Annotated in this window: 11 protein-coding genes and 2 pseudogenes; 5 read left to right on the forward strand and 8 right to left on the reverse strand. The window is 56.4% G+C overall.

The annotated features are described in order from the left end of the window. The first annotated feature begins 68 nt into the window (after positions 1 to 68). The gene (locus tag A4S02_RS09435) at positions 69 to 1,454 is read left to right on the forward strand and encodes an IS1380-like element IS1380A family transposase (protein WP_070323612.1); all 1,386 of its coding nucleotides are present in this window, start codon (positions 69 to 71) and stop codon (positions 1,452 to 1,454) included. A 261-nt stretch (positions 1,455 to 1,715) separates the two neighbouring features. Continuing rightward, a complete protein-coding gene (locus A4S02_RS09440; RefSeq protein WP_070323524.1) occupies positions 1,716 to 2,738 on the forward strand; it encodes an IS110 family RNA-guided transposase in 1,023 nt (340 codons plus the stop codon). A 543-nt stretch (positions 2,739 to 3,281) separates the two neighbouring features. Here A4S02_RS09440 and A4S02_RS09445 read toward each other — a convergent pair. Both A4S02_RS09445 and A4S02_RS09450 read right to left on the reverse strand, forming a co-directional pair. Beyond that, on the reverse strand, positions 3,282 to 4,322 hold the full coding sequence (locus A4S02_RS09445) for an IS110 family RNA-guided transposase (protein ID WP_070323512.1): 1,041 nt from the start codon (positions 4,320 to 4,322) through the stop codon (positions 3,282 to 3,284). Between the two features lie 89 nt (positions 4,323 to 4,411). Next, positions 4,412 to 4,696 (reverse strand): annotated as a pseudogene (locus A4S02_RS09450) (transposase); the annotation flags it as partial. 336 nt (positions 4,697 to 5,032) lie between these two features. Between A4S02_RS09450 and A4S02_RS09455 the strand changes: the two are divergent. Beyond that, entirely contained in the window at positions 5,033 to 6,133 is a 1,101-nt protein-coding gene (locus tag A4S02_RS09455; protein WP_228142345.1) for a Hint domain-containing protein, read from the forward strand. A gap of 79 nt (positions 6,134 to 6,212) precedes the next feature. Here A4S02_RS09455 and A4S02_RS16135 read toward each other — a convergent pair whose 3' ends face one another. Both A4S02_RS16135 and A4S02_RS16140 read right to left on the reverse strand, forming a co-directional pair. After that, positions 6,213 to 6,365, reverse strand: a complete 153-nt coding sequence (locus A4S02_RS16135; protein ID WP_228142346.1) for a helix-turn-helix domain-containing protein — start codon at positions 6,363 to 6,365, stop codon at positions 6,213 to 6,215. 64 nt (positions 6,366 to 6,429) lie between these two features. Further along, positions 6,430 to 6,819, reverse strand: coding sequence for a recombinase family protein (locus A4S02_RS16140; protein ID WP_228142347.1), 390 nt, complete (start codon positions 6,817 to 6,819; stop codon positions 6,430 to 6,432). A gap of 257 nt (positions 6,820 to 7,076) precedes the next feature. Here A4S02_RS16140 and A4S02_RS09465 point away from each other — a divergent pair, with 257 nt between their 5' ends. Next, positions 7,077 to 8,834 carry a Hint domain-containing protein gene (locus A4S02_RS09465; protein WP_070323613.1) on the forward strand — a complete coding sequence of 586 codons (1,758 nt, stop codon included), beginning with the start codon at positions 7,077 to 7,079 and terminating at the stop codon, positions 8,832 to 8,834. 96 nt (positions 8,835 to 8,930) lie between these two features. Here the strand turns inward: A4S02_RS09465 and A4S02_RS09470 are convergent, their stop codons facing one another. The 4 genes and pseudogenes from A4S02_RS09470 to A4S02_RS16150 form a co-directional block, all read right to left on the reverse strand. Next, positions 8,931 to 9,470, reverse strand: coding sequence for a hypothetical protein (locus A4S02_RS09470; RefSeq protein ID WP_070323614.1), 540 nt, complete (start codon positions 9,468 to 9,470; stop codon positions 8,931 to 8,933). A gap of 43 nt (positions 9,471 to 9,513) precedes the next feature. Next, positions 9,514 to 10,161 (reverse strand): hypothetical protein, encoded by a 648-nt coding sequence (locus tag A4S02_RS09475; protein WP_228142348.1) that lies wholly within the window; start codon positions 10,159 to 10,161, stop codon positions 9,514 to 9,516. Then, positions 10,162 to 10,962: pseudogene (locus A4S02_RS16360) on the reverse strand (winged helix-turn-helix domain-containing protein). Beyond that, positions 10,962 to 11,372, reverse strand: a complete 411-nt coding sequence (locus tag A4S02_RS16150; RefSeq protein WP_228142350.1) for a hypothetical protein — start codon at positions 11,370 to 11,372, stop codon at positions 10,962 to 10,964. The pseudogene A4S02_RS16360 and the gene A4S02_RS16150 overlap by 1 nt, the downstream one beginning before the upstream one ends. Before the next feature lie 415 nt (positions 11,373 to 11,787). Here A4S02_RS16150 and A4S02_RS09490 point away from each other — a divergent pair, with 415 nt between their 5' ends. Then, on the forward strand, positions 11,788 to 12,582 hold the full coding sequence (locus A4S02_RS09490; protein WP_070323615.1) for a LexA family transcriptional regulator: 795 nt from the start codon (positions 11,788 to 11,790) through the stop codon (positions 12,580 to 12,582). Positions 12,583 to 12,737 lie beyond the last annotated feature (155 nt).

Below are 12,737 nucleotides of genomic sequence, written 5' to 3' on the forward strand. Positions count from 1 at the left end.
CATCGGGTTAGATTATGAAAAAGTCTATTTTGTGTAAAAGAAATTTTCGTAAGCTATAAGAAAACCCGATGCAGACAGAGTGTAGCGCAGGCGCGTATGAATTTCCAGCCTCCTATGGACGGCGTGTTGTGGCCCGTTTTGACGGGGGTCGCATGAGTTCGGATGGGGGCGTCATTCTGGTGAAGCAGGCTGATGACATTCTGGGTCTCAGCCGCCGCTTTGCTGCCTGTTTTCGCGATAAGCGGCATCCCGGCTTTGTGGAATACCGGGTTGAAGACCTTGTCCGTCAGCGGATCATGGGCCTGGCACTGGGCTATGAAGATCTCAATGATCACGATGCCCTGCGGCATGACCTGATCTTTGGTCTGGCCTCGGGCCGTCTGTCAGGAGGCCGGGCAAACTGCGCAGCATTGGCTGGCAAATCCACGCTGAACCGGTTGGAGCGCAGTGGGCAGCAGGCAGATCGTTACTGCCGCATCATTGCTGATCATGAGGCCCTGGCTACCCTGTTCGTGACGCTTTTCATGGACCAGCATGAGCGCGCACCCGCCCGGATCGTTCTGGATGTGGATGCCACCGATGACCGTATCCATGGCCATCAGGAAGGCCGCGCCTTTCATGGATATTACGGCCATAACTGCTATCTTCCCCTGTATGTCTTCTGCGGGGACCATCTCCTCAGCGCTACCCTGCGCACGGCAGACAGGGACCCGAGGAAGGAAGCACTGGCAGACATCCGCCGGATCGTGGAGCAGATCAGGAGCCGCTGGCCCCGGGTGCGTATCCTGGTGCGTGGGGACAGCGGTTTCGCCCGGGACAGTCTGATGACATGGTGCGAAGACAACCACGTTGACTTCCTGTTCGGGCTTGCAGGCAACACCCGCCTGTATGACCGGATTGCCTCTTTGTCCGCTGAGGTTCGTGACGAAGCCGCCACGACAGGCAGAGCTGCGCGCGGTTTCGCCTCCTTTGACTGGATCACAAAGGACAGCTGGACGCGCCGCAGGCGGGTCGTGGCCAAGGCCGAATGGCGCCACGGCAACCGCTATCATCGCTTTATTGTCACCACGCTACCGCAGGGAATGTCCGACCCCCGCCATCTCTACGAACAGATTTACTGCGCACGCGGGGATATGGAAAACCGCATCAAGGAATGCCAGATGGATCTGTTCTCAGACAGGACCTCGTCCCACACCATCCGGGCCAACCAGCTCCGGCTGTGGTTCTCGGCCGCAGCCTATGTCCTGCTGACCGCTCTGCAAAGACTGGCCCTTGGCCAGACCAGCCTGGAGACGGCGACCTGTGGCACCATACGCGCACGACTGCTCAAAATCGCGACACGTGTCACGCTCAGCGTCCGTCGGATTGTCCTGTCCATGCCGGACATGTTCCCCTGTCAGCATGAATTCGCCCTCGCTCATGCACGATTGCGAAGGCTCCGGCAGGCCATCTGAAGAAACAGACAGTGCACAGACCACATAGCTTCCACCAACACTGCCTTCTCAGGCCGTGACACCCTCACTGCGTTCAGAACCCGCCGCCAGAAGCAGAATATCGTCAATATTCCAGATCGGGCTCCTGTGGGATGACTGAATTCTACAAAATGACCTGAAATTGCCTCAAGTGTGAGATGGGGTGGTTGCCGTCCTCCCCGCACGGCATCGCAATGTGCCAGAATGGTCGTTGGAAGAAACGACTGCGCGAAAGGACGGCAGATGAAGGATACAGTGATAGGCGTTGATCTGGCAAAGAACATTTTCCAGGTTCATGGAGCTTCGCGTGCGGGCGAGGTGATGTTTCGCAAAAAGCTGCGTCGTCAGCAGTTTATGCAGTTCATGGCCACGCAGCCGCCTGCTCTGGTCGTTCTTGAAGCGTGCGGGAGCGCGCATTACTGGGCTCGCGAACTGGCAGGAGCTGGTCACGAGGTCAGACTGATCGCTCCGCAGTATGTGAAGCCTTTCGTGAAGCGCCAGAAGAACGATGCTGCTGATGCGGAAGCGATTGTCATTGCGGCCCGTCAGCCGGAAATGCGCTTTGTCGAACCACGCACTGAAGCGCAGCAGGCGCGTGGCGTTCTTTTCCGGGCCCGGCAGCGTCTGGTGCACCAGCGCACGGAACTGGTGAATGCCCTGCGTGCCGTTCTGTATGAATTCGGTCTCGTCGTGCCACAGGGGATTGCGCATATCAGACACATTGAAGCCATGCTGGATGAGGCGGTTCTGCCAGAGGCTGTGAAGCAGGAATGCCTTGATCCGCTGCGACAGATTTCGGAGCAGAGTGTGCGGATTGATGTCAGAACAAAGAAGATCAGGATGCTTGCCCAGGAAAGTGAAAACACCTGCAGATTGCAGAGCATGCCTGGAGTGGGTCCTCTGACCGCTCTTGCGATTGAAGCTTTTGCGCCTGACCTGCAGAGCTTCCGGCGCGGGCGCGACTTTGCTGCGTGGCTGGGGCTGGTGCCCCGTCAGTTCTCATCTGGCGGAAAGGAAAGGCTGGGGAAGATATCAAAAGCCGGGCAGGCTGATATCCGCAGGCTTCTCATCATGGGCGCCATGACCCAGGTGAACTGGGCCAGCCGTAAGGCCCCTGCACCGGGAAGCTGGCTGGCACGGATGCTGGCCCGCAAGCCCCGTATGCTGGTAGCCATTGCGCTGGCCAACAGGATGGCACGAGCCATCTGGGCCATGGCAACAAAACAGGAGGATTATCGGGATCCGGCCCTGTCCGTGGCAGCCTGAGCGATGGCTCGGCTCCCGCGGATGGAACCGGTAGGGGTGTGAGAGGGCGATGACCTGAATGGGCGCATGATCGTCTGATCCGGATCGGAAAAACCAGTGGATTTCTCTGTGCTTTAAAGCACGCCTGTGAGATTTGGATCTGATCCGCTGATCACCATACTGGCCAGTGGCTTCTGAAAGGCCACATCAACAGGCCTTACAGAAGACCGCACACGATCACACGTCAATATGGGTCAGAAAACTCTTGCATAACGGACGGCAACCATATGTGGACGGCTCCCCCTTGCAAGGGGCTAGGCAAGAAAATGATCGGATCTTTGCTTCCATATGTCCGGCCTGTTGATGCGGCCATAGGGTCGCTGGCCAAGATGGCTTCCGCAGCGTGAGCCCCAAACACAGAAGCGGTCTTTGATGACCACTGGTTGCCACGGGTTTTCTCACGCCATGGATCGATCGATCACACCATCTGCTCTATTACTTGCAAGCCACGACCTCAGCTCGGCACGAGAGCGTCAAATGTCAGCGCATCGTGCCAGGCTAAGCTCAAACAGCAGCTGCGCCGAGTTGCTGCAGAAGGCGCTTATAGTGTTCGCCGCTGACCATCAGTTTCCAGGCAATCCGCGCAATCTTATTGGCAAGGGCCACCGCTGCGAGTTTCGGTTTTTTGCGCTCCAGCAATTCACGTAACCAAGATGAGGCATTCTTCCCATTGGTCCGCCGGGCATGCGACACGACTGCGGTCGCGCCAACCACCAGCGTGCTTCGCAAGACCTCATCGCCAGCGCGTGTGATTCTGCCAAGCCTTGTTTTTCCACCGGTTGAGTGATCCCTGGGCGTCAATCCGATCCAGGCCGCAAAGGCTCGACCCGATTTGAACAGATGCGGATCAGGCGTTTTCATCATCAGCAGCGCTGCGCCGATCGGGCCAACGCCCGGAATTTTCGCAAGACGCTGACTGCATTCGTTGGCGCGGTGCCATGCCATCACCTTGCCCTCAAGCTGTTCGATTTCACCTTGCAATTCAGCATATTCCTTTGCGTGAAGGGCAAACAACTCGCGCGTCAATGTGGGCAGGCTTTCGTCCGCAGCGATCCGATCAAGGAGTGCCTCAATCCGGCACATGCCTTTGGGCGCCGTGATCCCAAACTCGGCAGCATATCCCCGGATCGTATTGGCGAGCTGTGTGCGGTTCCGGATAAGTCGTGCCCGCATTCCAATCAGCATCAACGCTGCCTGCTCTTCCTCGCTCTTGAGCGGGACGAACCGCATTGTAGGCCGACTCATCGCTTCACAGAGGGCTTCCGCGTCGGCGGCATCGTTTTTCCCGCGCTTGACATAAGGCTTCACGAGCTGCGGCGCGATCAGCTTCACTGTGTGTCCCAGACACGAGAGCACCCGCCCCCAGTAATGGGAGGCGCCACAGGCCTCAATCGCGATTTCAATCGGGGGCAGTTTCTCAAAAAACTTTACCATCTCCCGGCGGGATAGCTTCCTGCGCAAAACAGGCTGCTCCTTCGCGTTTACACCGTGCAATTGGAAAACACTTTTTGACGTGTCCATGCCAATACGGATAATTTGTTCCATGGGTGGCCTCCTCTGTGAATTCTGCAACGACTTCACCTTGGCACATCGCGATGCCGTTGGGAGCCGTCCACCCCATCACAGAAGAAATCCGCGTCGATCATCATGTATTCGTTGTCGTAATCAGCGGCCAGATAACGAAATATCCGTTCGATGACGCCGCTTTCACACCAGCGGCGCAGACGCCGGTGCACGTTTTTCCAGTCACCGAAACGGGCAGGAAGGTCGCGCCATGGAATACCGGCGCGATAGCGATACAGCACCGCCTCCACGAACAGACGGTTGTTCACCGCAGTGCCGCCGACATAGCCTTCTCGACCAGGAAGAAGATCCTTTATCCGCTCCCACTGGTCATCGCGTAAACTATAGCGCCGCATCTGTCTGTCTCCCCAAAAAAACGGGAAAACAGTCAGCACACGCAGACACAAAGTACAACCCTCACGTGCCACTCTCAGGGCTTAACTGACGACACGCCGTAAGCCTCACCCCAGTTTATTTGCTTTTATCGCTTGGCAAATTTTTTGTGGCTGGTACAGTAAGACACATACAAGGCCTGATGGATGCAATTGCTACTCATTTGGCATTTAGAACTCACCCCTCAGGTTTTGGGAAAAAAATTTCTGGATGCGCCTTGTTCTATCAGGATCAAGGAACATTTTATGTTGAAGCACAGATACGGAAATGTTTTCCGTGGTGTAAGTCAGAAGGAAGAAATGACAGCGCTTCCCCGCCATGCGGTTGTGCATGACATTCACGACAAATCCGGTCAGAACCTTCCTGAGGGTGCCTCTGCACGCCATCCAGATATCTCTGTGCCGGGTGTTCTTCACAACACCAACATCCATACCCAGTCTGAGCCGCAGCCTGTTCAAAGCCTGAACCCCGGCCATATGCTGGTAACGTATGACCCGGAAATGGCAGAAATGCCTGCCTCCGTCACCAAGGTTATGCCCCAGCATATTTGCGTGCTGCCCGGCCTGCCAGAGGATGAGGCCGGATACCCCATACGGGTGTTGCAAGATGCCATTGCAGATGGCCTGCCCACGCAAGATGTGCTGCTAACACCAGACCAATGCCTGTTTTTTGAAAACAAGTTTGTGCCCGCAGCCCTGCTGGTCAACCGGCTTTCCATTTTGTACGATCATAACTTCGAGCGCTACACGGCCTACCCGCTAGAAACAGATGGCCCCGCCATTATTGTGGCAGAAGGCCTGCTGGTGGCCAGCGCGCTACCCCCCTGCCCCAATGATACACACTGGCACACCCGCACAGATGCCCCCGTGGTAACAGAGCGCGAGGTTGTGGCCGCCCTGTACCACCGCCTGCTGGCACGGGCAAAAAGCCGCGGCCTTAGCCACGCCTTGTTTAACCCGCCCGAAATTACGCATGAGCATGATCTTAGCCTGATTACAGATACCGGCAAGCTTATCCGCAAAATGCGCGAGCAAAACAATCTGGCCATGTTTATGCTGCCGCCCAACGTGCATGAGGTGCATCTTTCCTCCCGCGCAAGCAGGCCGGTAGATGTTATAGCACCTTATGTGCAAGATAAACGGCGCTTGGGCATACGTGTGGGGGAAATTACCCTTCAGGAAAACAGAAAGCCCCGCAAAATTTCTTCACATATGGAGAAAGACCTCTGCGGCTGGCATGAGCATGATGGTGAACCCGGCCGCTGGACAGACGGCCACGCCCACCTGCCCATGATATCAGAGCGCAGCAAAAACAAGATGGGGCTTTTGTCTGTTCAGATTCTGGATAGCATTCCGTATCTGAAGCACGATTTCCACGGCCCCCGCAAAGCCCACAAGTAATTTAAAGGGTTTTGCAAACCATTCGTTCAGGATGATGACTCTATAAAAAGAGACAGAGTCATGCTCCTGAACGAATATTTTATGATTTACGAGGAACTTTTTTCAATAACCTCGAAAACATACTAATACTTACATTATATTCCTGAGCAATTTCACGCAGTGTACGCCCTTTAGCACGCGCCTCTGCCACGGCTTCAAACTGCTGCTGTGTTAATTTACTGGGGCGGCCCATGCGGCACCCGGCAGACATTGCCTTGTGCCGACCAGAAGACATGCGTTGGTGAATAAAGCGTTTTTCAAGTTCCTCCAACCTCCAGCATAAGTGTGCCACGCCCAGCAGACGTATTGATCCATGGTTCCTTTAAAGAAACCAGCGTGCAGTTTCTATTTTGAACCTGCATAACAATATCACGCAAATGCCTCCAACTGCTTACAATGCAATCCATTTGCGCGACAGCAATGTGCGCGCCCGCCTTTTGCCGTGCAATAAACTGCAAAAAAGCTGATCCTGACTTTGAAAAAGAACCAGTAGTTATAACATAACATCCTGATTCCTGCAGAAGCCTTTTTTGTGCATCCCTGCTGGCAAAAGGGCAATCTGCACTCACATACCCTATAATCATAACCTTCTCCGCGTGCAGATAATTTGCTGATGTGAAATTTGATAAAGTTTCCTTTTTTTTCAAAAAAGCTCGGAACTTTCTTGAAAATTCTTATAACATCGCCGGCGCCATATAGAAACAATGTAGCGTAAAAACAGTTTCATTCAAATTATGTATTAATTTTAATTTTGTAAATGTTGTTTATATTTAAACGTTTTTTCTACAACATTACTATTTTTGAAAATAATTATCCGTAACGCTTCATCAGCGTTTGCCCATATTATACATTACAAGAATCAGAAATATTCTTTATTTCCAGTACATCATTTAGGAATACGCCGATGTCCAGTCTTTATGGTTATGGCAACACTGTTACCACCAGCGGCAGCTATACACTTTACCCAGTGGGTTGGGTTCTGGGCCTTGTATCTCTTGGCGGAGCTGGCGCTACTTTTGAAGGGAGCAATGTTACAGCCACGCTTGATTTTGCACCTACAATTATTGGTGCCATTAACCCCTACAGCGTTACGGCAGAAGATGGCGCAAACGTTACTGTTGATGTTGGCTCTACCGTGCTGGGCCTGCTTACGGGTTCTACCTTTACAGCAGATGGCGGCACCATTTCCCTTACCGGTGCCAATATTATTACCGCCCTTACCGGCACAACATACAATATAGAAAACGGCGGCACGCTTAATTTGGGCGTTGTGCAGCAATCCGAAATTTCCGCGCTCAGCGGTGCAGGTATTACATTTGGCAGCGGTGGTGGCACGCTGGTGGTCACACCCGCAAGCGGCGTAGAAATTCTAACCTTCACCAATATCGATGGTTTTGGTAACGCCGGAGCAACTATCGAAGTTCCCGGTGCGGGCTACGTTACAAACGCCACTTACGATGGCTCGGATACAACCATTACCACCAACACCGGCATTACCGTTGTTGTGAACGGAGATTACACCCCCGCCGCCAACAGCCTTTACCAAACAACAGATGGCGGCAACCTGTACCTTAGCGCCACGGCGCAAAACAGCACCGGCACAACGGGCGTTCTGGTTTGCTTTTTGCCCGGCAGCATGATCCGCACACCCAAAGGTGATGTGGCTGTAGAAAACCTTGTTGTGGGGCAGGAAGTTCTTGCATTTGCAGCAGATGGCCAGCCTGTTGCGCGCCGCATTACATGGGCAGGCAAGGCACACGCCCGCACCAACCCATCTGCCGCGGATGATCTTGCAGGCTACCCCGTGCGCGTGCGCGCCAACGCCATTGCCGATGGTGTGCCCGCAGCAGATTTGCTGATTACGCCAGAACATTGCCTGTATTTGCAAGGCCGGTTTGTGCCTGCACGTATGCTGGTAAACGGCACATCCATTGTGTACGACACAAGCTTTGCAGGGTACGATTACTACCATATCGAAACCGAAGGCCACGCCGTTATTATGGCCAATGGTATGCTAACAGAAAGCTATCTGGATACGGGCAACCGTGGCAGCTTTACGCAAGCTGGCCCTGTGGCACGCATTGGCGGCACAGTAAAAAGCTGGGCGCAGGATGCCGCCGCCAAACTAGAAACCAGCCGCGCATTTGTAGAACCGCTGTTTCATACTCTGGCAGAACGTGGCAGCACGCTTTATGCGAACACCCCCGCACAGCCAGCCACAGTTTGCGCACAGCCAAACCTGCATCTGGTTACCGCGCAGGGCCATGCTGTGCACCCGCTGCGGCATGAAAACGGCATCTACACCTTTATGCTGCCCGCACAGGCTGCACAAAACGTCTTTCTGGTATCCCGCACATTCCGCCCGTGCGATGCAGAAGGCCCGTTTGTAGATGATCGGCGCACGTTGGGCGTGGCTGTTGGGCAGATCAGCCTGACATCCGCAGGCACGCACCAGCCTGTAACGGCACATCTCAACACCAATGCGCTAGAAGGCTGGCACGCCGCAGAAGCATCTGGGCAGGTGCGGTGGACAAACAGCCATGCCAAGCTGCCGCTGCCCGCGACATTGCAGGGGCTTTGCCAGGTGCACGTGCAGGTTTTGGCAACAGGCACTTACACTGTGGCCGCACACGCTGCACAGGCAGAAGCTGCTCTGGCGTAAAAACCACGCGTTACGTTCATACGCTTTGCAAAAAAGGGGCCGGTGCGTGTGCATCGGCCCCTTTTTGCGTAGGCATGCTGCTACGGGTTCTACGGGTTAGGGCTGTGCGCCTTTCTTTTCTGTGCCTGCGTTTTTGTGCTTGCTGGCCTTTTTGGCTTGCTCCGCACGGCGGAACGTTACCTCCAGCGCGGCAAGCTGCTCCAACACCAACGCACATTGCGCCGCAATCTTGCGCTGTGCAGAACTACTGGAAATAGTGGGAAACAACGCCTCCCCCATTGCGCGGAAGGAAAGTTCATCCACCAACATCATGCGCAAACGCTGGTGCGCGCACAGGCCCAGCGCATCACGCACCGCCGTAATGCGCGCCATAGCCTTTGCCCGCGCCATTTGCCAGGATACGGCATCATGCCGCACGGTTTGCCCCTGTGGGGCGGGGTTGGTGTGTTCCAGATAATCAAAATAGCCAAACACATAGTTGTGGCACCATTGCTCTGCGGCATCGGCGGCGTCTTGCGTAATATCCCCTGCCTGTAACAACCCCTGCACCGTGCGGCGTGGCCTGTTAAGGGCGGCCTGCGCCACAAGGCCAGCGGGGGCAGATGTTTGGGCTAAGGCTGCGGCCTGTGTTTTCATGTGTGTTCCGTGTTTTTAAGGATGTTTGCAAAATGTGCGTGGGTTATGGCGTACGCGTGTGCAGCCCCAGCAGGGCCTTGCAGCCGTGGGCATCGCGCCAGATGATGTTGGCAAAAGGCAGGATTACAGCACGCAACTCCGCCGGAGCAGGCCAACGCGCGCCCACCGGGTAGCCATTGCGGGCAGGCTGCCGCGCCCATGCCAGACGCGCCTGCGGGCACCACGCCCCGGCGGGAATATCTGCGCACACTTCATAAATAGCGCGGCACTGCGCTGCGGCATCTGCCGCCCCCGGTGGGTTGGAAACAAGCTGCCCCAGCTTTTTCAGCCACGCCGCCACAACGGGCTGGCTTACGGGCTGCATGGCCAGTTGCACGCGCTGCCAACACGCCTGCGCTTGGGCTTCTACATCCGGCGGCATATCTTGCGCAGTTAACGCCACACCTTCACGCTTTGCAGCAAACAGCGCCTGCATATCTGGCGGCGCGGGCGTGTAGCCTCCGCCGTGGCGTGTGTGGGGTGTGTGCGTTATGGCCCCCGCACCCTCCGCCTGCGCCACGCGGGCACCATGATATGCCCGCACTTGCGGTTCTGTACCGTTTTGGGCCGGGCCGCCTTGCGCACCGCCAAGGTGTATTTGTGCCCGTTGCGCCGTAGTGTGGTGCGCTGGGGCGTTGTGTGGGTGTGGCACTTACACGCCCTCCATATCCGGCACGCCTTCCCACGCGGCCATGCGCAGGGCGTAGCTGCAACTGGGTGCGCAGGGTGGCATCTATCCACGCCACGGGTTCGGCGGGGTTAAAGCGGGCGCATTCGGCCAGCACGTTCAGCACCACGGCGGCATCATCACCCGTCAGCTTCAGCCAGCGGCCCAGAATGGCACGGGCGGAACGCTCTGGCCTGCCGGTGGCCTTTTTTAAAAAATCCAGACCAGATTTAAACAGATGCGTGCGCGCATCCGTGTCCGGCCCGAACTTTGTGAGGGGATGTTCTGCTTCTGCCTCTGTTTCTGCCTCTGCTTCTTGGAGTATAACCGCAGCACGTGGTGGAGACGTTATCCCCTGCCCTGCCTCCGGTAATGGCGTATCGGCCTTAAGCTGCGGGTTGCCACCGGTGCGGCCCCGGCATCGGATGCGGCGCGGTCTCTTACCAAACGGCGCGAATACGGCACGCCCTCCGCCGTGGTGGCATACACGCCAGCATCTTGCAGCTCTGCCATATAGCGCCGCACCTGCTGCGGGCTTACACCCACCATTTGGGCAATCTGGCGCGGGTGCAGGGGTTTGCCGTTCACACATAAATGGCCGTAAGGCTCGGCCTCGTGCATCAGGCACAGCAGGCGCATCCACAAGCCCTGCGCCGCCAAGCTGCACAACCGCAAAGCCGGATCTCGCTCATGGTCTTGCCACCAGAATTTAGACCATCTGCGCCGCGTGCTGGCGGGGGTGGCGGCTGGCGTTGCAGATGTTGGGGAGGAAGCTGAACGGGGCATCAGGCAGCGCCTCCGTTCCACAGCAGGGCTTGGGCTAGGGCGGCTTCATCCTGCTGCCATGTGGTGGGGGTGGTGTGTGCTTGCATGGGCTGCCAGTGTTCCAGCCCTTTCCATAACCCGCGCATGGCAATGGGGTGGCCTGCGGGCAGGGGTTCGGGGTCTCTTACCAGTTCGGCATAGCCTTTGGGCTGGGGCGCATGGGCGGGGGCTTGGGCTTTTAGGGCATCTTCATACCGCATGAGCACCTGCCGCACGCCCTCCATACACCGGCCCACTTCCCGCCCGATCCGCCGGAAGGAATAGCCCTTGCGCCGTAGCCCCACCATGTTGGCCACCACTTGGGCCGATGTGCCGGGCCGCTGCGCCTGCTGGCAGGCCAGAGCACTTACCCCGCCCTGCGCAGGCAGCACCAGCGCCGGTGTGGATTCGGCACAGTGTTGTGATGTATCACACCATTTTAACGGGTTAGAAACATTCTCACCCGTCCCTTTCTGCCCCTTAAGGGCCGGGGTGCCCCCTTTTGCACACCCTGATGCAGCGCTGTGGCACCGGGGGGCATAACCCCACCCCTTTTGGGTGCACGAAACAGGTTGGGAAATTGCAAAACATTATTGTTTGAAATGGTATTTGGTAAAATATCAAACACAATGGAACCAGAAACAGGCATAATGGGGTATCCGTGGTTGCTGGGTGGCTGGCCATTTACACCACCAAAACATGGCCTGCCCCGGACGCTATGGTGACCACTCCCGCAGCGTCAACCCAAAAATTGTGATATATCCCCTTTTGCACCCACGCCCCCCGGCATGGAATAGTGCGCAGGCAATGACAAGATCACCTGTGGCAGATGAACTGGAACGCCGGATGGCCCTGCTTGGGCTTTCCCAAAAAGCACTGGCCCGTAAGGCGGGGGTGGGCGATACCTATGTGCGCGATATTCTTAAGGGGAAGTCTCGTAATCCGGGTGGGGAAAAACTGGAATGCATTGCCGCAGTGTTGGGCTGCACCGCGCGGGATCTGCTTTTTCCCGGCGTAGACCATGCCCAGCCGGGGCTGATGCTGCGTGAACGCCGCACGCCTTATCTGCCGCCGCCGTTCACACCTGCCACGGCCCCAACGCGCGGGCGTATGCTGCATTCTTCTGCACAGTCAACACGTATGGCACCCCCCCTCCCTTCTGCGCCGCCGGTGCCCGTGCCGCCGGGCTATGTTATGGTGCCTTTTCTGGCACAGCGCGGCACGGCCTCTGGCCGGTATGATGAAGCGCAGTTGCTGGGCCGCCCCAAATATTTTGAAGAAAGCCTGATAACCCAGCGCCTGAACGCCCGCGCCGAAGATTTGCGCGCCCTTACCGTAGAGGGCCAAGCCATGGAGCCTTTGCTGCGTGATGGCGATACGGTGCTGATGGATACACGGCGCATTACCCTGGCAGAACCGGGGCTTTTTGTGCTGTTTGATGGGGAAAACGTGGTGTGCCGCTGGGCAGAACGCACGTTTGACCCCCAAGCCCGCCCCTTGGTGCAGATAAGCTGCGAAAACAAAAGGTTTTCTGCCTGCACCCTGCCCGCCAGCCGGGTGCAGATACTGGGCCACGTTGTATGGTATGCGCACTGCGTATAGGCACTGCGACTTTTCTGCAACACCCCTATTAAGGGTTGGTTAAAAACTCACTTTTTCGTTAACAAGACCCTTGCGGTCCTGTTTCCATCTGCGTAAACACGTCCTTATCAAATGCGTTAATAGCGCCCTAACAATACCTTAAAGCGAACAAAAAT

This window comes from Acetobacter ascendens (assembly GCF_001766235.1).
Lineage (GTDB): Bacteria > Pseudomonadota > Alphaproteobacteria > Acetobacterales > Acetobacteraceae > Acetobacter > Acetobacter ascendens.

Coding starts and splice junctions, on each gene's coding strand:
- A4S02_RS09435 (WP_070323612.1), top strand. CDS start 69: ATGCAGACAGAGTGTAGCGCAGGCGCGTATGAATTTCCAGCCTCCTAT.
- A4S02_RS09440 (WP_070323524.1), top strand. CDS start 1,716: ATGAAGGATACAGTGATAGGCGTTGATCTGGCAAAGAACATTTTCCAG.
- A4S02_RS09445 (WP_070323512.1), bottom strand. CDS start 4,322: ATGGAACAAATTATCCGTATTGGCATGGACACGTCAAAAAGTGTTTTC.
- A4S02_RS09455 (WP_228142345.1), top strand. CDS start 5,033: ATGACAGCGCTTCCCCGCCATGCGGTTGTGCATGACATTCACGACAAA.
- A4S02_RS16135 (WP_228142346.1), bottom strand. CDS start 6,365: ATGGGCCGCCCCAGTAAATTAACACAGCAGCAGTTTGAAGCCGTGGCA.
- A4S02_RS09465 (WP_070323613.1), top strand. CDS start 7,077: ATGTCCAGTCTTTATGGTTATGGCAACACTGTTACCACCAGCGGCAGC.
- A4S02_RS09470 (WP_070323614.1), bottom strand. CDS start 9,470: ATGAAAACACAGGCCGCAGCCTTAGCCCAAACATCTGCCCCCGCTGGC.
- A4S02_RS09490 (WP_070323615.1), top strand. CDS start 11,788: ATGACAAGATCACCTGTGGCAGATGAACTGGAACGCCGGATGGCCCTG.